At 52.9% G+C, this 19,417-nt stretch carries 9 protein-coding genes; 5 read left to right on the top strand and 4 right to left on the bottom strand.

Annotation, left to right across the window (positions count from 1 at the left end; genetic code table 11):
* Nucleotides 1–77: 77 nt before the first annotated feature.
* Nucleotides 78–1,157 (bottom strand): sensor histidine kinase, encoded by a 1,080-nt coding sequence (locus J2I46_RS27080; RefSeq protein ID WP_207332222.1) that lies wholly within the window; start codon nt 1,155–1,157, stop codon nt 78–80.
* Between the two features lie 265 nt (nt 1,158–1,422).
* Here J2I46_RS27080 and J2I46_RS27075 point away from each other — a divergent pair, with 265 nt between their 5' ends.
* Together J2I46_RS27075 and J2I46_RS27070 are read left to right on the top strand one after the other, a co-directional pair.
* Complete coding sequence (locus tag J2I46_RS27075) at nt 1,423–4,002, top strand: TonB-dependent receptor (RefSeq protein WP_207332221.1); 2,580 nt, start codon at nt 1,423–1,425, stop codon at nt 4,000–4,002.
* Between the two features lie 236 nt (nt 4,003–4,238).
* A complete protein-coding gene (locus J2I46_RS27070) occupies nt 4,239–6,596 on the top strand; it encodes a T9SS type B sorting domain-containing protein (RefSeq protein WP_207332220.1) in 2,358 nt (785 codons plus the stop codon).
* Nucleotides 6,597–6,619: 23 nt separating this feature from the next.
* Here J2I46_RS27070 and J2I46_RS27065 read toward each other — a convergent pair whose 3' ends face one another.
* The gene (locus J2I46_RS27065; RefSeq protein ID WP_207332219.1) at nt 6,620–8,500 is read right to left on the bottom strand and encodes an ABC transporter ATP-binding protein; all 1,881 of its coding nucleotides are present in this window, start codon (nt 8,498–8,500) and stop codon (nt 6,620–6,622) included.
* A gap of 188 nt (nt 8,501–8,688) precedes the next feature.
* Between J2I46_RS27065 and J2I46_RS27060 the strand changes: the two genes are divergently transcribed.
* From J2I46_RS27060 to J2I46_RS27050, 3 genes are all read left to right on the top strand, one after another.
* On the top strand, nt 8,689–10,032 hold the full coding sequence (locus J2I46_RS27060) for a thioredoxin family protein (RefSeq protein WP_207332218.1): 1,344 nt from the start codon (nt 8,689–8,691) through the stop codon (nt 10,030–10,032).
* 108 nt (nt 10,033–10,140) lie between these two features.
* Nucleotides 10,141–11,535, top strand: coding sequence for a thioredoxin family protein (locus tag J2I46_RS27055; RefSeq protein ID WP_207332217.1), 1,395 nt, complete (start codon nt 10,141–10,143; stop codon nt 11,533–11,535).
* 124 nt (nt 11,536–11,659) lie between these two features.
* Nucleotides 11,660–12,904, top strand: coding sequence for a BamA/TamA family outer membrane protein (locus J2I46_RS27050; protein WP_207332216.1), 1,245 nt, complete (start codon nt 11,660–11,662; stop codon nt 12,902–12,904).
* A gap of 3 nt (nt 12,905–12,907) precedes the next feature.
* Here J2I46_RS27050 and J2I46_RS27045 read toward each other — a convergent pair whose 3' ends face one another.
* Nucleotides 12,908–18,094: a DUF11 domain-containing protein gene (locus J2I46_RS27045; RefSeq protein ID WP_207332215.1), complete on the bottom strand. Its 5,187-nt coding sequence runs from the start codon at nt 18,092–18,094 to the stop codon at nt 12,908–12,910.
* A gap of 187 nt (nt 18,095–18,281) precedes the next feature.
* Complete coding sequence (locus tag J2I46_RS27040) at nt 18,282–19,325, bottom strand: adenylate/guanylate cyclase domain-containing protein (protein ID WP_207332214.1); 1,044 nt, start codon at nt 19,323–19,325, stop codon at nt 18,282–18,284.
* Between the last annotated feature and the right edge of the window lie 92 nt (nt 19,326–19,417).

Genomic DNA, 19,417 nt, shown 5'->3' with positions numbered 1-19,417 from the left:
TTTTTCAGATGGGAATGGTTAACGCATCCTGTTGGCATGCGCCCCTTCGGGAAGAAGCCTATGCCGACAGGATGCGTTCATTTAGTGGCAAAAGCCATTGGTGCACTTGTTCTTACCGTTGGCAGTTGCAGCACGATATGCACGCTGAAATGACCAGAACGGGCACCGTAGGTCAGCGTATGCCGGTCGGGGTAGTGCAGGGCCAGCCGTTGTTTTACGTTGGCGATACCAATGCCCGAGTCTTCGGATGAAGCGCCGGAAGCCGCAAATAGTGGGTTCGATACCGAAAACGACAGGGTGGTTTCGCTCACTTGCAGATGAATCTGGATATGGCTCGCCTCCTGGCCATGCAGGCCATATTTAAACGCGTTTTCAACAAACGGGATAAACAGCAAGGGTTCAATGAGCAACCCGTTTACCGGACCTTCCACATCAAACGAAACCGTTTGCCGCTCATTCAGGCGCATCTGCTGCAGATCGATGTAGTGATGTAAATGCTCTATCTCCTGCACGAGCGGCACATGATCGCGCTGCGCCTGGTAAAGCATGTACCGCAGCAACTGCGAGAGTTTCAATACCGCTTCTTCGGTCTGATCGGCCTTTTTGCGGGCCAGCCAGCGAATATTATTCAGCGTATTGAACAGGAAATGCGGACTCACCTGCAATTTCAGCATGGCGAGTTCGGCCGACACTTTGCCCAGCGCCATTTGTTGTTGCTGGTCGCGTACCCGGGCATGATGCCGCCCCAGGGCGATGAGTGAACTGAGCAGAATGCCAAAACCAAACGACAGCGATACGCTTACTGCGCCTGGCCAGGGCGAAAACTGACGCCGACGGCCTTTTGGCGAGAAATGCACCCCCGCCGGAACACCATAAAAGCAGGCCAGTTTTACCAGAATCACAACCAGCCACATCCCCAGCAACGTGAAGACAAACCGGTTTACTTCGTGGTTCGTCAACAGATCGGGGGTTAGCCGGCGCAGGTTATAATAGAAGCAGGTAGCGATGACCAGGCCCGTCATCAACTGCGCCGTACCGATGCTGATCAGATCCTGCTGATTCCAGAAAAACGACGGTAACGTCAGAAACGGCAACCCGGCAAAGAAGGTCCAGCCCAGTACATGCAGCCAAACCTGATTACGTTCAAGAACTTTCATAAACGGAAGGTACGCGTTTTCAGACAGTTACTTCCGGGCTGTCGACGTAGCCCCCTGATGTGTCGATAAGCCAATAGTGCTTCCTCAACTGCGCCTGCTCCCTATGCTGACTGACACGACATTACAACAGTTATGACTCTCCCTACGAGGGGCGTCGTGGGTGAAGCCTTGCTTGTCGGCACATACAGGCTTTGTCTCTACACTCATTTCGGTAAGTCGCCCCGTGCACCAACCTTTGTTGCAACAATTATACAATACGTTGACTATGAATCGTTTTATACATTCGCTACTTCTTCTCGGTATCCTTTCGATTCCGACCGTATCAAACGCCCAATTCGGCCCAGGTGGTGGTGGCGGAGGTATGGGTGGCTGGGGAGGTGGCCCTGGAGGCCAGCGTGGTCCAGGACAAGGCCAGGATGACCGAAAAAAGAAAGAATTCGTACCGGGCGTCGATGCACCTGAAGCGCCAAAAGGCAGCGCCAAACTGAGTGGCGTGCTCACCGATTCAGTGACCAACCAGCCCGTTGAATACGCTACGGTAGCTTTGATAAACGCCACCACTGGTAAGCCCGTTGATGGGGCCATCAGCGACGGACGCGGTAAATTCAACCTCAAGAACCTGCCCGAAGGCGAGTTCAAATTACAGTACTCATTCATCGGCTACCAAACACGGAATTCAGCCCCAATTAAACTGACGAAAAACTCCGACCTCAACCTGGGTTCGGTTATTCTGGCTCCCGACGTTCGGCTGCTGGGCGAGGTGACCGTGACGGGTCAGCGCGCTATGATTGAAGAAAAAGTAGACCGGCTGGTTTACAACGCCGAAAAGGACCTGACGGCCAAAGGCGGCGATGCCTCCGACATTCTGAAGAAAGTGCCGATGCTGTCGATCGATCTGGACGGTAACGTTAGCCTTCGAGGCAGCAGTAATATCCGCGTGCTCATCAACAACAAGCCCAGCACCATTGTAGCCGCCAGCGTGGCCGATGCCCTGAAACAGCTTCCGGCCGATCTGATCAAGACGGTGGAGGTGATCACCAGCCCATCGGCCAAATACGACGCGGAAGGATCGGCCGGTATCATCAATATCGTGACCAAGAAAAATACGCTGCGCGGGTTGACCCTCAACGGCGACATTGGCGGCGGCACACGCGGCTCTAACCTGGGCCTGAACGGCGCGTATCGGCAAGGTAAACTCGGCCTGACGCTGGGTGCCTACGGCCGGGCCATGTACAACCGCTCCTCAACGAGCCTGGATCAGACCACGCAAACGGCCTCCGGTACACAACGGACGGTACAACAGGGAAGCTCAAGCGACCACCCGTTGTTTGGCACCTACACGCTGGGAGGCGATTATGACCTGAAACCCAACGAATCTATCTCGGCCAGTGTCCGGTTCGGAACGCGTAATTTCACGCAGCAGCAAAACCTGCTGACCGACCTGTACATGAACAACCTGTATCTCAGCACCACCAACCGGGATGTATCGAGCAAGAACCTGTCGAACAGCATTGATGCCAGCATCGACTACCTGCACACCTACAAACCGCAGCAGGAACTGAGCTTCTCAGCGCAGATGAGCAAGGCCAACGTGACCAACAACTTTACGGCCAATTACCTCAACGGCGGTAATGAGATCCTTCGCCGGCAGAAAAACCTGAACGACAACACCAACCAGGAGATGGTGCTTCAGGCCGACTACCAAACCCCGCTGGGAACACGCCAATTGATTGAAACGGGCGGTAAAGTCACGATGCGGCAGGTAGATAGCGAATCGCAGTACCTGATTGCTACCGGCAACTCCGAGGTTTTCACCACCGACCTGAGCAACACCGCCGGATCGCTTGATTACAGGCAGGGCATTCAGGCTGGGTACGTTTCCTACACCTATGCCAGCCGAAGCAAATACACGGTGAAAGCAGGTGCCCGTTACGAGCACACCAACATTGATGCGTTCGACGCTACCGGCAAACGGCTGGCCATTCCCGACTACGGCAATCTGGTTCCGAGCCTCAACGTGTCGAAATCACTGAGCCAGACCACTACGCTGAAAGCCGCCTACAACCGGCGTATCCAGCGGCCTTTTCTGCAGCAGTTGAACCCGAACGTAAACGCATCGAACCCGCAGAACATCAGCAAGGGTAATCCGCTCCTCAACCCCGAACTGACAGACAATATTGAACTGAGCCTCAGCACGACGATCAAGAAAGTGTATCTGAACACCAGCATTTTTGCCCGCCAGACCAACAACGCCATTACGCAGGTACGTCTGCCATCCGATTCGATCCCGGGCGGTATTGTCACCACGTTCCGCAACGTTGGTTTCGAGCAGACGCTGGGTAGCAACGTGTTTGCCAACGTGCAGCTCACGTCAAAATGGAGCATTAACGGCGGCGTTGACCTGTACTACCGCACGCTGGAAGGTCAGGTGGCGGGCCTCGATGGCAAGTCGATTACGCAGAAGAATTCTGGCTTCGTTATCGGCGGCCGACTAACCACGCAGCTTCAGTTCAGCAAGGGCTGGGGGCTTCAGGCCAATACCTTCGTGAGCGGCCCGCGGGTGCAATTGCAGGGTCAACAGGGCGGTATGTACATGTACTCGCTGGGGGTTCGGAAAGACATCAACAACAAAGCAGGAAGCATTGGCCTGGCGGCCGAAAACTTCATCGGCGGCGTTCAGATGACCTCTACCTTCTCATCGCCGACCCTGCAGCAAACCGGCGTAAACCGGATGTACAACCAGAACATCAAGATGACGTTCAGCTACCGGATTGGCAAAATGACGTTTGAACCCCGCAAGCGCAAGAAAAGCAGCGGACCAAGCCAGGAAGAAGATCAGGGGTAACGGCAACGTACCTGACACTACTTCATCAAGCAAACACGGCCCCTCTTTCCACACCATTTCGTGGAAATGAGGGGCCAATCGTTTTGGGCGCAAAAAAGCAACCAGCACAGCGTTTTCAACGTATCTGCGAGGCAGGTAAAGCAACACTTAACGGCGTTCTATTGCCTTGATGCACAAAGCGTTTCGTTGCTACCTGTAGCGTGAGTAATTTGCTTCTTCCCCTGACTTACTAGCGCATGGCCCGACTGTTTTACCATGTTCTCTGTTGTCTTGCCCTACTGTCTCCGCTGACGGTCTGGGCCACCCACCAGGTTGGCGGGCATCTGGAGATGCGGGCCGTTGGCGACGTACCCGGCCATTTCATTGTCACGGTCACCAATTACTTCGAAGATAATAACCGGGCAGCAGCCGTTACCGCTGCCACGTTGGCCATTTATCGTAAGCGCAACAATGCGCAGATGGTTGTGTTCACAGCCAGAGAATCGGGGCGACGATCATCTATTATTTATGACAATGCCTTTTGCGCTACTCAGCGCAACCTGAATTTTATTACTGCCACCTTCACGGCAGATATTCAATTATCGCCGGGGCAATATTCAGACTCTGAAGGCTACTATCTCTCCTACCAAACCCGTAACCGGAATGGAGGCATCAACAACCTGAGTGGTCCGCTCCAAACGGGCTTTACCTTCTACCTGGAATTTCCAGCACTGACTACCACGGGAAAATACATCAATAATTCGTCGCCGCAATTTGTGCCGGTCAATGGCGAATATGTTTGTATGGGTGAGCCGTTTACGTACGCCTTTGGCGGCACTGACCCCGACGGTGACGAGCTACGCTACAGCATGGAAACCCCATTGAACGTGCTGAATGGCAACGCTACCGCAGCAGGCCCCTATCCGTCGGTTAACTTTTTATCGGGCTTTTCGGCAACCAACGCCATTCATGGCAGCCCGTCCCTGAGCATTAACCCGCAAACGGGTCAATTGTCGGTAACGGCATCTGAAGTAGGCCTGTTTGTCTTTGCCATTCGGGTCGACGAATACCGGAATGGGCAGAAAATAGGGGAAGTTCGGCGCGACTTTCAGCTCCTGGTTGTCGACTGCCCCCCGGCGCAGGCTCCCGACCCGGCGGCGCAGATCAGCAATCTGCCAGCCACCGTTACTAAAACAACCCTTTGCCCCGGCGAATCAACGACCCTGATTTCTACCCTGAACCCTGACTGGAACTACCAATGGCAACGCGACGGAGTAAATCTGGCCAATGCTACCAGCAGTAGTCTGGTTGTCAGCGAACAGGGCGAGTATACGGTTCGGGTTTCCCTGAAGAATACCTGTACGAAGGTGGGCAGCGCGCAGAGCCTGACCATTAACTCACTGAATACCAAGCCCACACTTACCTCGGCAGGCCAATTATGCGCGACCTACGGATCGGCCGTCTTACATCTGTCTGACGTACCTGACGTGAGTTACCAATGGACGCGCGACGGGCAGATCATAGCCGGACAGATCAGTGATTCGCTCACAACCACGCAGCCGGGACTTTATCAGGCCGTACTCACCCACGTTACCCTGGGCTGTAAAGTCAGCAGCGATCAGATCAAACTGGTTCGTGCCCCAGCCGTGGTAGCTACCCTGCAATCTGTCAGTGGATTCAACCGCGTATGTCCGGCTGACCCGCTTATACTGGCAGGCGATGGCGGAATCACCTACGAATGGCAGCAGAACGGAACGCCAATTCCCGCCCTGACAGACGCCCTCTACAGCACCCGAACAGCGGGTACCTACAGCCTTACGGCCACCGATGCCAACGGTTGCCGGGGTACCTCACCACCATTGACGGTCAGCGCCGTGCCGCCGGTGACGCCAGCGCTCGTTACGATTCCGAATTTTTGCGGCACCCAGGCTCTGCCACACGTGTTGATGGGAACGCCCGCCGGGGGTGTTTTCGTGGGGCCAGGTACGTCGGGCAATGTGTTTACGCCCGCCACTGCCGGTCTTGGGAAGCACACCATCTCCTATTCAGTACGCCCCGCCTCAGAATGCAGTGCCGTAACAACCAGCCAGACGGCAATCGTGCATCCGATACCAACCATCGAGATGGATGAGGAACTGCTCACCTTTCGGGGTAATTCCCTTATACTGCAACCCAACCTAACCGGCGACCCGATTTCGTTCCGCTGGTCGCCTGCTACGTACCTGACTGATACCCAGTCGCCCGCCGCCCAGATCGAATCCATCAAAGCGTCGATCACCTATACACTTTGGGTTGAAAACGCGGGCAGTTGTATAGCTACCGATTCCATTCACATCACGGTAGTTGATCACCTGTATATTCCAGAGGCGTTTAGCCCGAACGGCGACGGAATAAACGACCGCTGGAGTCTGATTAATCTCGCAGCTTACCCAATGGCCGAAGTGACCGTATTCAATCGCTGGGGCACCGTTATTTACCATGCTATAGGCGCCGATCAGGAAGGGTTCGACGGTAAACTCAACGGCGACGACGTACCTGATGGCGTATATACGTACGTTGTCCACCCCGACCCCAAGCTTCCCCCTATGCAGGGCCGCCTGGTGCTTATGCGATGACGAGTTCCGGCACAACGGTTCCGCTACTGATACCCCCGCGCCTGTAGCGCAAAAAGTTCGGCATAGCGTCCATTCATGGCCAGTAGTTGTTCGTGCGAACCAATTTCCAGAAGCGTCCCTCCTTCCAGCACCAGGATCCGGTCGGCCATTCGAACGGTGCTGAACCGGTGCGAAATGATCACGGATGCTTTGCCCAGCGTCAGATCGGCAAAGCGTTGGAAGACTTCGTACTCAGCGCGGGCATCAAGGGCGGCGGTAGGCTCGTCGAGAATAATCAACTGAGCATCGCGCATGTAGGCCCGGCCCAACGCCACCTTCTGCCATTCACCACCCGACAGTTCCACGCCTTTATTGAAGCTCTTACCCAATTGCTGCTGATACCCGCCCGACAGCTTGGCGATCACCGAATCGGCCAGGCTGCGCTGCGCCGACGATTCGATGCGGGGCTGATTCGTTCGCTCGTCGATATCACCTACGGCAATGTTTGTTCCCGCCGACATTTTGAAGCGGATGTAGTCCTGAAAGATCACGCCGATATTACGCCGGAGGTCGGTCAGGTCATAATCGCGAAGGTCTTGTCCGTCGAGCAGAATGCGCCCTTCGGCCGGGTCATACAAACGGGCCAGCAGCTTAACGAGCGTGGTTTTTCCGGCCCCGTTTTCACCAACCAGCGCCAGTTTCTCGCCCATGTGCAGCGTAAACGACAGCCCGCGCAACGCCCAGCGATCAGCGTTCGTATATTTGAACCCGACGTTCTCGAAGGTGAACCCCGTACGTACCGGATTCGGAAAAGGCAAGGGAGTGCGCGGCGAATGAATGGCCGGTTGAATGGCGAAATAATCGAACAGGTCCTGCAGGTAAATGGCCTCCTGCGTCAGGCTGCTGAACTGCAGTAGGATACCCTCCAGCGAACCACGTACCTGCCGGAATGACCCCGCCAGAAACGTCAGATCACCCAGCGAAATCTGCCCCGTTACGGCCCGTTGCACAATCCAGACATAGGCGCCGTAATAGCCTGCCGTACCCAGCGCCGTCAGTAACGTACCCCACCCCGCCCGACTGATGGCAATGGCCTGATTCTTTTTCAGATACTCGTTCGACAACGTCCGGAACCGATCGACGAGAAAGCCCGACAGGTTAAAAATCTTGACTTCTTTGGCCGTTTCGTCGCTGGCACCAACGTACCTGAGGTAATCCAGCTCGCGGCGCTCTGGCGTCCAACTTCTTGATAATGAATAACTTTTTCGATTGAAATAATTATCACCGATAAACGAAGGCGTTACGGCTACGGCAATCAGCAACAACAGCCACGGATTATACACGGCCAGACCAACGGCCAGAAAAGCAACCGAGATCAGTTGCTGCACCTGCCCAAATACGCCCGACAACAACACCGTTCGGCCTGTGGTTTGGCGCCGGGCCCGTTCGAGTTTATCGTAAAAGGTGGCGTCTTCAAACTGTTCCAGATCCAGTTCGGCGGCGTGTTCCATAATCCGGACCGATGTGGCGTTGGCGAACTTATCACCCAGCAGCCCGTCCATCAGCGACACAGACCGGCCAATGGCGGTGGAAATAATAGCCAGCCCAAATTCGGCCGCTACCAGCTCCCACAGGTACGTTGTATCGGTTCCGCTACCCGCCTTTGTCAGGTTCACTACCTGATCGATGATAAGCTTGCCCACGTAGAGCGATAGGGCCGGAATGGCTGCCTGAATCAGCCGCAGGAACGCATTGCTGACAAATAATGCGGGCGACGTTTCCCACACCAGTTTAAAAAAGGCGGGCAGATTTCCCAAGGCCGCAAACCGATCGCGCCAGCTGAGCTGCTCGGTTGATTCTTCTTTTTTTCCTGTTGGTACCGCGCCAACGGGCGGGCCAGACGGGGGTGTATTTGTTGGTATCATCTATAAAAAAGACAAGCCCCGTTCTGGATTGGTTCAGCCAGCAGCCAACCCGTTCTGTTCTGTAAACCAGACTGCTTTCTTTCATAACGCCATACCCACTACCAGTCAATAAACATACGGACCCGAACAGTATGGAATCCGGGCAACACCAGCATCATAGCGTATCTCATTCCTTCTCTTTACTCATCATGAAAAACCTAATCCACTACCTGCGGCTGGTAGTATGGCTGGCCTTTTTCTCCATTACGTTCGGAGCTTGTATGAACAGGCCAGCTAGCGTACAGTTCTTTTCCGGTTCGTGGAAAGAACTGCTGACTGAGGCCAGGAAGCAGAACAAGCCCATCTTCGTTGAGGTGCATACTGTCTGGTGCGGCCCGTGCCGACAGATGGAGAAACAGGCCTTCCCGAACTCAGAGGTGGCGGCTGCGTTCAATGCGAAGTTTATCAATTACCAGATTGATATGGAACAGGGTGAAGGCCCCATGTTACGTAAGGAGTACGCCATCATGGCTGTTCCAACCTTACTATATTTTTCTCCGGATGGCATCCTTATTCACCGTTCCAAAGGGTATGACGATATTGCCGGGCTGCTTGCCGACGCAGATGAAGCGATCAAAGCAGCCAAAGCCCCATCAAAACTGTCGGAATTGGAGGCAAAATATGCAAGTGGTCGCCGTGATACCCCATTCCTGCGAACGTACCTGATTCAACGTGCCGAAACAGGACAACCACACCCCGAAGCCCTGGCAACGTACCTGAGCCAAATCCCACAGACAGACTGGTCGTCGGCAGAAACTATAGTCCTGATTGCCAAACATAACCAAGTTGCTTCGTCGTCGTCGTTCGAGTGGCTACTGGCGTATGGTAGCGGCTTGAAAGGCGACGACAAAGCAACGGCCAACACGCGCTGGACCATTATTAAAGAAGCTGACCGTATCCTCCAGACAGAATCAATCCAGGCAACAACAGCGGCCGACCTCGACCGGCTGGTTAACCTGAAACGGCGTATCAATCACATCTCGTCTGATGGGAAAATGACGGCTGATAATGACGCTTTTTTGATCAATCAGCTACGAATGGAATTCTACGAACGCACCAGGAACCAGGCTGGTTACCGCACGTTGGCGCTAGCCGTCGGTAAGCGATTCATGGCCATGTCGGTCGATTCACTTCGTGCTTTAGACGCCTATTCGGCAGAGCAGGCAAAAATCCCTGCTAAGCCAGGAGTCACCACCCAGTCTCAGCAGGGATTTTATTCGGGTCACGTTGCCAATGAGTTGCACAAACTCACGACCGCCTACCTATCTGTCATGACCAACCCATCTGATCTTGAGCAGGCACTCGCATGGTCTGAGCGGGCTACCCTGCTACTGCCAGCCTGGCCTTTTCTGGACGCCCAAACACGGGTGCTCCATCGGCTGGGCAGGAAAAATGAAGCCATTGCCAAACAGCAGGAACTCATCGCACGAGTAAAAGCTACCGGCGAAAACCCTGCCGATTATGAGAAAACATTGACAACGTTTGGCCATTAATTCGGGGAACGATTACCACTTACGAAATCAGCCTTTCAACTATATAATTAGTTAAGATAAAATCGTTACATTTCCAGCCGCTTATTCATAACTAATCAGTTTACATCTATGAAAGCCTTACTACGTCCTTTCGCCATCAGACTGTCTTTATTGCTCGCCTTCGTTTTCGCCACCGGCCTGACGCGCGCCAACGTACCTGCGAACGATGACCCGGTAGGTATTAAATTTTTCACCGGTTCGTGGAAAGACGTACTGGCCGAAGCCAAAAAGCAGAACAAACCCGTTTTTGTCGATATCTACACAACCTGGTGCGGCCCCTGTAAGCTGATGGCCAAACAGGCATTTCCCGATGCTAAAGTGGGCGAGAAGTTCAACGCCAACTTCATCAGCTACCAGATCGACGCCGAGAAAGGCGAAGGCATCGACGTAGCCAGGAAATACGCCGTAACGGCCTATCCTACTTCGCTTTACGTATCGGCCAGTGGCGAGTTGATCCATCGGGCCGTTGGCTACGGCGGCATTAAAGGCTTTCTGGACGAAGCCGATAAAGCGATCAGCGCAGCCAACGACCCAAACCCACTGTCGGCTATGGAAAAGCAGTATGAGGGTGGCAAGCGTGATGCCGAGTTTCTGAGAACGTACCTGACAAAGCGGGCCAAACTGGGCATGCCCAACGCCGAAGCACTCGACGCTTTTCTAACGGCTGCCCCACAGGCCGAATGGTTGTCGAAAGAAAACATCGACGCCGTAACGGGTAATCTTACCACCGCCAAATCACCGGCGTTTGAGCCCCTCCTGAACGAGATCAAAAGCATGCGCCTCGACCCCTCACGCATGAAGAGCGTTCAGGCTGCCATGCAGGCAGTTAGCCAGGCCGTTGGGCGCGACGAACGGCAGGCCAAAACAGAAGCCGAACTGGATCAGGCCATCGCCAACTCACTGAAACTGCGCACAGCCTTATCGGGGAAAGCTGTTTCAGCGGCCGATCAGAAAACGGCCGCCAACGACAGCCGCATGAATTTCTACCTGCGAACAAAGAACGTACCCAAATACCGAGAAATGGCCACCGCCATCGGTAACGAGTTGCTGGCGGTTTCGCCCGATTCCCTGAAAGCAAAAGACGCAGCCAGTTACCAGAAATTCATGGATCAGACCAAAATGGTGCCCGATTCAATGAAGGCTACGGAGAATTTCAAACGGTATGCCGAGATGATGAAGACCATCGAAACCCAGCAGGTAGCTGGTAAACTGAATAGCCTCGCCTGGACTTACTTCGAAAAAATGAGCGATGCCAAAGACATTCAGCAAGCACTTGTCTGGTCGACCCGGATGGTTTCGCTCGACCGTAAGGCAGCTTTTCTGGACACGCATGCCCAACTGTTAGGTAAAGTAGGCCGTAAAGCTGAAGCGGTTGCCGTTGAGCAGGAAGCGCTGGAAAAAGCCAAAGAAACCGGCGAAGAAACAGGCGATTATGAAAAAACGCTGGCAGCTCTAAAAAAGTAATTCCGCATCTGGCTTACTCGTAGCCGGTTATGGGTACCTACCCGCCGTTTATACAATCTGTGCAACGTGGGCGAACCGTTTGGCGTAGCGGATAGTTAACCGAGTTGACTATCCGCTACACTGAATGATTAGACCATTACACTGCCTTACTAGTCTACTGGGTATTGTTCCACTCCTATTAACCAGCTTAACATACGCCCAGTCTATCACCGACAGCACATCTCGTGCCGAGCAGATCGACGCCTATGATCTGGCGAAGAAGTGGTTCGGTATCTCCATTGCTCCCCGGTCCGATTCGGGCTTAGGCACAAAACCGCAGTGGGCAGTACTGCCCTCTCTCAACTACCAGCCAGCCACGGGCATTACCGGCGGCGCTATTCTTACCTCGTCGTTCTATCCGAAAAATACCCCGCATACCCGGCTGTCCACCGTTCATTTGTATGGTGGTTATTCACAATACAATCAGGTACTGGCAACCGCACTCGGCAATATCTGGACGCCCGGCCATGGATTCAATATTCAGGTCGACTGGCGGTTCTACAACTTTCCGACCACGACTTACGGGTTAGGAAGCCACACGCAGTTGGCTAATGCCAGCGACGTAGACTACAACCATGTTCGGTTACATCAAACCGTGTATAAAGCGGTTGGCCTCGATTACATGGTGGGAATCGGCTATACGCTTGATCGCCATTTCGACATTCTGAATGGTAACTCTGCCGGACAAACAACCGACTACGCTCGGTATGGCCTGAACCGGCAATCAACTTCCTCAGGTATCATAGTGGGGCTACTGCGGGATCGGCGGGGAAATCCCAACAACCCGGAAGGGGGATCATATCTGCTGGCGCAATTCCGAACGTACCTGAGCGAGTTGGGCAGCAGCACCAATTATCAGGCCCTCTGGCTCGACTATCGCAAGTACATTCCGCTCGGCGGGCGGCTGGAGAAGCAACTGGCCCTCTGGAGTTTTAACTGGGTTACGTTTGGCGGCAACGTACCCTATCTGGACCTTCCTGCCACTGGTTGGGATACGTACAATAACACTGGAAGAGGCTACGCGATGGGGCGCCTGCGTGGCCCCTCACTCTATTACGCCGAAGCCGAATACCGCACGCAGCTTACTGCCAACGGCCTTATTGGTGGCGTTTTATTCGCCAACGCCCAGACAATTGGCCCCTGGCCGGGTAGTATCCCCAAGGGCCTGGAAGTGGGGTCTCAGCAACGAAACGTTCAGATCTGGCCTGGCTTCGGCGGTGGACTTCGGGTGAAGGTAAACAAAAGCGCCCGCACCAATTTAGCCATTGATTACGGCTTCGGCGCGGGCGGCTCAAAAGGACTTTATTTTAACCTGAACGAGGTGTTCTAACGATTATTTACTGCGAACACGTACCTGGGCTTCGTCTTTTTCGCCCTGCGAATAGCCATTGCCGGGCGTAAAGCCGGTAGCAGGTTCGGCCACATCGAAGACCTGCGCCTTTAGGTCACCATCGGCCGAAGGGCGCCAGAACAATTGAAGCGTGGCCAATCCGCCCGCTGGAATTGAGCTCAGAAACCCGTTGATTGTTTGCGTGTCTACCACCTGCCAGCCCGGCGTAACCTGAGCCGCCCCGTTTGGCAATTGTACCCGCACCACAACACCCGTTGCCGTGATGGCGCTCCGGTTACGAACCGTTAACGTAGCTGTAACCACCTCCTGCTGCGCTACTGATACCAGCAATTTGTTCAGGTTCATTTGCAGGCTTAATTCAACCGCCGACGAACTGGCTGTGGGCTGGTTACTGATCACCCGTGGCAATACGGCCGGATTCGGATTGACCGACGCCATGATTGGCCCCTCCTCAGTGGTGCGTAAATCTACCTGCGCTTCGTCGTCCTGCCCGGCTCCAACGCCCGAATTTGGCTGACTATCCGGATCGGGAGTCTGTGAGCCAATGATTTGAGCATTGGTTAACATGACGCCGGGAGTGGAAATAATTGTCTGGAACACAAACGTTGTGGGTATTCCGACAGGCAACGTCCCTACCGCCACGTTCACAACCCCACTCCCACTCGTAATGGCTGGCGACTCGCTGCTGAGGAACGAAACACCCAACGGTAGCCTACTTTGCACCTGCACCCCATTGGCTACTTCCGGACCATCATTGGTCAGGATCAGCGAGTAGCTAACCACCTGACCCACCCGCGGCGTGCGTGAACTAACAACCATGTCGAGCGATACATCGGCACTGCCCGACCCAACCGTAACCACAGCGCTACCCGACGATGTACCTGTAGCACAGGCATTTGCTATCTTACCAATGGTATAAGTGGTGGTTGCGCCGGGCGTTACCGGCATCAGGTACGGGTTCTGCGTTACAGCTGTAGCCGCCTGCCCGTTGCTGAGCGTCACCGACCAGGGCGCAGGCCCGCTAAAGACAATAGGCAGGTACGTTGTTTGCCCCGCGCCAATCACAGCATCGCCCGTAATCGTAGCCGCCGTAGGTTCACCAATTTTCACATCGATTGGATCAGATTCGCTTGTACAGCTCCCATCTGTGACCACAACAGCGTACTTACCCGATTCAGTAGCGTAGAGGTTAGTTAGCGTAGCACCGGGGATATTTATACTGTTCCGTTTCCATTGATAGGAGCTATTGCCATTCACATAGCAATATAGATTCACGACATTATTGGCGCAACGCTCCCGTACTACGCCCGTGATTGTAGGTTTGGGCATTGATCCCACTTTTACGAATACACCTCTCGAGACACCTGTGCAGGCGCCGTTGGTAACGCGAACAGTGTAAACACCGGTTGATCCGGCATATAGGGCCGGTCCGGTTGAGATATTGATGCCATCTCGTTGCCACTGATACGTATATCCCGATAGTTTGTTTGAGCCGCTTGTCCAATCAATGTCGTACAAATAACCACCGTTACAAGACTCTAATGCCTTAATATCTGATCCAGCCACAATTTTTGGTTGTATGGCATTATTAAAAGTAAACGAGAGCGCATCAGACACAGCGCCACAGGACCGCCCAAGTGAATCTCGTACGGTATAAACGCCACTACTCGATATCGCATAGGATGAGGAGGTTGCCCCCGGAATATCGACTCCGTTCAACTGCCAACGATAGGACGAATTGGTAGCTGATTGTGCATACAGCGTTCGGCTTTCGCCAGGGCATAGGTTGCTGCTGCCGGAACTGGATATAGTTACAGGTACGTACTGAACAGCCCTTCGTGTCAACGTATTGGATGTAGTTTGGCAGTTGCCCTGCCGAGCTGTAACCGAATAAACGCCTGGACCTTGTGTGTAGTAATACCCGTTGTTTTCATTTGAAAGAGCCACCCCATTTTTATACCATTGGACAAAATCAAACTTCGATGAACTATTGAGGTAGGCATAAGCGGTGGTGCTATAACCAGCACATACCAGCGAATCGGCCGAGGAGCTAAATTGGATTGTTGCATCAACTGCCGAACCGAACTGATAACGCAACGTACCTGCCGTTGAGGTACAAGACTGGTCTCGAAGCACTACTTCATAGCGGCCTGTCTGTGTTATGTCGTACGATGCAGTAGTAGCGCCAGGTACATTCGTGCCATCTTTGACCCATTGATATGACGGATTATCGCCTACATAAAGGGCAGATGCCTTAACCGTTTGGCCAGCACACTGGCTGACATCATAGTTAGTTGACGACAATGATACGCCAGGCGAACTGCTGAAACCCAATGAATAGGTTGACGCTACTAGTACGCAGCCTGCCTGCACTACAGAGGCAGAATATACGCCTGCCAACGAAGCTGTGTATGAAACATTTGTAGCTCCACTAATAACTGCGCCATCTTTAGTCCATCGGTACTGATCAACAGCGACTGAAACCCCACTGTAATTTTGAGCACGGATAGACAACGTAGCTTGACCACCGCTACAAATTTGCCCGGAACCGGAGCTATTTCTACGATCGAGTACGTAGGCATAGTTTAAATTACCGATTGCCAATGGCTCGCTCGCCGCACTTTCAATTTCAGGGGAAGAGGCTACTACCTTGACCAGGTAGTTGGTGCCATAAGGTAGTATATTACTGTTACTTGGTAGGGTGACCGATACAGGACTGCTGGCTCCAGCCCCAATACGGCGTTGGTTGGAAAAACTGCCTAAGGCATCGGAGATCCAGACTTCAAACTGGTTCGAGGGATCGAACGTACCTGATGTAGTAAACGAAACGGCCATTGTACTACCTGCACACAGCGTCCGGTTATCTACACTAGTCAACGTCACAGTTGGCAGGGTATACGGAATGGCAAAGGCGTCGGTTGTCCAGATGCCGCGTCCCACGGTAGCCGCAGCGACCTTTCCATCGGAAGCGCGGTAACGAAGCTGATTGACACGCAACAAAGGCAACCCGCCCGCAACCGTCCAATCCGGGTTGGTATTCGTTATGTTGGTCGTCGTCCAAACGCCCAGATCAGTGCCAAGTAATACTTGTTGCCTGTTCTGCGGATTGAATAACGCTGTCCAGACAGACATATCGGGCAGGCCGTAATTCAACTGGTCCTTACCTTGCCAAAGATTCCCACCATCATTAGTGTACCAAACCGACTGTGCCCCATAGTTCGAGAACGTCACGAGAAGTTCGTTATCAGTGGCCCCTAGGTCAATACATGAAACTGCCGCTACTGGCAGGGCACCATTATCAATCCGGACAACGGTCGGACTGGTCTGGGCGAGGTTGGTTATTTTGTAAACTTTGCCGCCAAAACTACCCACAATCAGAGTCGTACGGTCGCTATTGAGCTTCATATACAACGCCTGGTCGGTAGAGCCTGTCAGCACAAATGAAGTGCTTACCGGTGAGGTGCCAATGCCTGTAATACGTCGTATGACATGCTGGTTATTCTCATAGTTGTATACATAAAGCGTATTGCTCTGACTATCGTAGTCAGCAGCAAACTGGGAATTATAAGTTGTCAGGAGCCGAGTATATGACGTGCCGTTATAAGAGTACACGTCATTGTAGTTGGCAAAGACCTGCAGACTGGGCTCGTTGCCATCTATGAACGATGAGTTTGTGCTTCGGGTATCCCATAGGGTATTGCTTCTCGTCTCGATACCTGCCGCATTCATTTGTACAATGCCTTTGGGTTGTATACTTGCCAGAAAATAATTGCTGCCCGGACTACTCTTCATCGATAGTGTATAAGCAGCGCCAGCCCTGATTCCGGACGTTTGTAATGCAGCTCTTGGCGACACCGTAACGGCATTGGCCCCGTCTGCCAACCAATAAATGCCTTGCAACGATGCATCAAGTACACCAAGAGCACCAGGAATAAATTGTATTGCCCGCTGGTTATATAGTCGACCCGGCGATCCGGATAACTCTGTCCAGGTAGTACCACCGTTTATGCTTCGAAACAGGCCATATCCTCCTGCAAACAGAATATTGGGATCGGTTGGACTAACGGTCAACTGCATATACTGATAACCATAGCCAAACGTAAAATGGCTATCAGTGCTAATGGTTGGAATCGGTACATCGGTCCAGGTTGCGCCTGCATCGGTGCTTTTTTTGAACCATTTAACATCCTGACCATACACAACGTTGTTATAAAGCCTCGACACGGCGTAGAGGATTTGCCCGGATCCACTAGTCGATTGGGCCACGGCAATTTCAGTGCGATCGCCCGTCACGCCGGATGGTGTAATATCAGCCCACGATGTAGCCGCTGCACTAGTCGATTTAAACACACGGCTAGACGCGAGACTGACATACACTAATCCATCAGCAGCAATTTCGAGATCAGACACCATGTCATTGTAATAACTCCCGGTGGCCGTACCAAAACCAATTCCCTGATTGGGTGCCAGTATAAATTGCCAGCTCGCGCCACCATCAGTTGATTTCAACAGCCCATAACGAGAACCAACAAGTACTTGGCCATTCGCATTCACAACAAGGCCGTTTACGTAATCAAACGCTCGACCCAACGAAGGGTGGTTACCGCCTGGCACAGTGCTGCTAAGTATATTCCAGGTTACGCCACCATCTGTCGACTTCCAAATGCCGGTGCTGTAGCTGTAATTCATTTCCCCGGTGCCTGCATACATAATTTGCGGATTCGAGGGGTCAGCGGCTAATGTACCAAACATAAGGCCGGCTAGATTATCGGAAGCCGAGGTCCATGTGGGTGTCGTGTTGGTGATATCATTGGTGTACCATAGACCACCCGCTGCCAAGCCTACCCACACTTTTTTATGAGTAGGATCATTCGGGTCAACCAGCATAGTGCGTACACTGGCAAAATCACCTGGTCCCCGCTCCTGCCATGTAATGCCAGGTATGCCAGTCTGATTGGTTGTCGAGCCTGGTTGCGACTTTGGATGGAGAACCTGCTGACGCGCCTGATCCAACCGCTCATAGGGTACAGTACCGGTTTGTGGGTCAATCAGTCGACGGCGTTCTTCGTCGAGTTGCCGTCGAAGTGTGTCGCGGGGGTCAATAAATGTGCTGGAGTCGGGAGTTGTCTGCGCCAGCGCAGACAGAGAAGCAAACAAATAAAGGCTCATGAGGAGCCTTAACGGAGTAGAAAACCGCATTAGTAGCCGGCAGGGTTGATAGAGCAGTAATTTAGGGTTACAAACTAGTGATACGAACCTAAATAAACAACTAAGTAGATAGCAATAAATCCACCTTGTTTAAGTGTACCGACACTTAAACAAGGTGGATTTATTGCTGTTCTGCCAGATCAGCTCGTCAGGCCATCACATTCCACAACCGGGCGGGGGCCTGCTTGTTCTTGAGTTTGTGTTCGCCTACGCTTTCGCACTGGAACGACTCTTTCACTTTTTCGTAACATACCTCCGAGATCAGAATCTGACCAGCCTGGGCGGTTGATTGCAGGCGTGAAGCGGTATTGACCACGTCGCCGATAACGGTATAATCAAGACGGCGTAGGGCTACCGATCCGATATTACCCGATACTACTTCGCCACTATTAATGCCGATGGATACTTCGGGCTGGTAGGGTTTGCCCGACAGTTCTTCCTGAATGTTCTGGATCTGGGCGCGGATGGCCAAACTGGTTTCTATAGCACGGTCGAGGTGGTATTCGCCCTGAAAAACGGCCATCACGGCGTCGCCCATGAACTTATCGACGTACCCACCCTGCCCCAGAATCTCCTTCACCATCACATCGAAATATTTGTTGATCAGGCTGACAACCGTGGCTGCCGATTCACGTTCGGCAATAGCCGTGAAACTACAGATATCGACAAAGAGTATAGTGGCCGTGGTCGTTTCGGAGGCAGTCAGCGACTGTTCAAAACCCGATTTGGTCATGAACTTCAGCACGCTCTCGTCTACGTACATGCGGAGAATATTGTTCTCTTTCACGGCCTGCACCGTCTGGCGCAGGTCATGCACATGCTGAATGGTCTTCAGCATGGTTAACTCAAGATCTTCGAAATTGACGGGTTTGCAGACAAAATCATAGGCACCCCGGTTCATGGCCATCCGGATATTCTCCATATCGCCATAGGCCGATACCATCACCGCTTTCAAGATCGGATTGAATTCGGCCATTTTAACCAATAAGGTCAACCCGTCCATTTCGGGCATATTAATATCGGCCAGTACTACGTCAATGTCGGGTTCACGTTGCAGCAGAGCTAACGCCTCAACACCGTTATGGGCGAACGAAAACTCGTATTTCTGCTCGCGGATCTGCTTCCGAAACTTCTGCTTGATCAACAGTTCGAGATCGGGTTCATCATCAACGACAAGGATTTTTGCTTTCATGCAGCGGGCGTATTCGTTTCGTTGATAAAGATAAAGAGAAAAGGAAGAAAGGGAGAATGCAGAAAAGGAGGAAAGGTAGAAAAGGGAGGAAA

The organism is Fibrella forsythiae, assembly GCF_017353175.1.
In the GTDB taxonomy this organism is placed as follows: Bacteria; Bacteroidota; Bacteroidia; order Cytophagales; family Spirosomataceae; genus Fibrella; species Fibrella forsythiae.
Note: the sequence above shows the minus strand (reverse complement) of the source record. Positions and strands in the feature narration are given on the sequence as shown.

Bases quoted from the DNA above. Each gene is read 5' to 3' on its own strand.
- J2I46_RS27055 (WP_207332217.1), top strand. From the start codon at position 10,141: ATGAAAGCCTTACTACGTCCTTTCGCCATCAGACTGTCTTTATTGCTC.
- J2I46_RS27050 (WP_207332216.1), top strand. From the start codon at position 11,660: ATGATTAGACCATTACACTGCCTTACTAGTCTACTGGGTATTGTTCCA.
- J2I46_RS27080 (WP_207332222.1), bottom strand. From the start codon at position 1,157: ATGAAAGTTCTTGAACGTAATCAGGTTTGGCTGCATGTACTGGGCTGG.
- J2I46_RS27065 (WP_207332219.1), bottom strand. From the start codon at position 8,500: ATGATACCAACAAATACACCCCCGTCTGGCCCGCCCGTTGGCGCGGTA.
- J2I46_RS27045 (WP_207332215.1), bottom strand. From the start codon at position 18,094: ATGAGCCTTTATTTGTTTGCTTCTCTGTCTGCGCTGGCGCAGACAACT.
- J2I46_RS27040 (WP_207332214.1), bottom strand. From the start codon at position 19,325: ATGAAAGCAAAAATCCTTGTCGTTGATGATGAACCCGATCTCGAACTG.
- J2I46_RS27075 (WP_207332221.1), top strand. From the start codon at position 1,423: ATGAATCGTTTTATACATTCGCTACTTCTTCTCGGTATCCTTTCGATT.
- J2I46_RS27060 (WP_207332218.1), top strand. From the start codon at position 8,689: ATGAAAAACCTAATCCACTACCTGCGGCTGGTAGTATGGCTGGCCTTT.
- J2I46_RS27070 (WP_207332220.1), top strand. From the start codon at position 4,239: ATGGCCCGACTGTTTTACCATGTTCTCTGTTGTCTTGCCCTACTGTCT.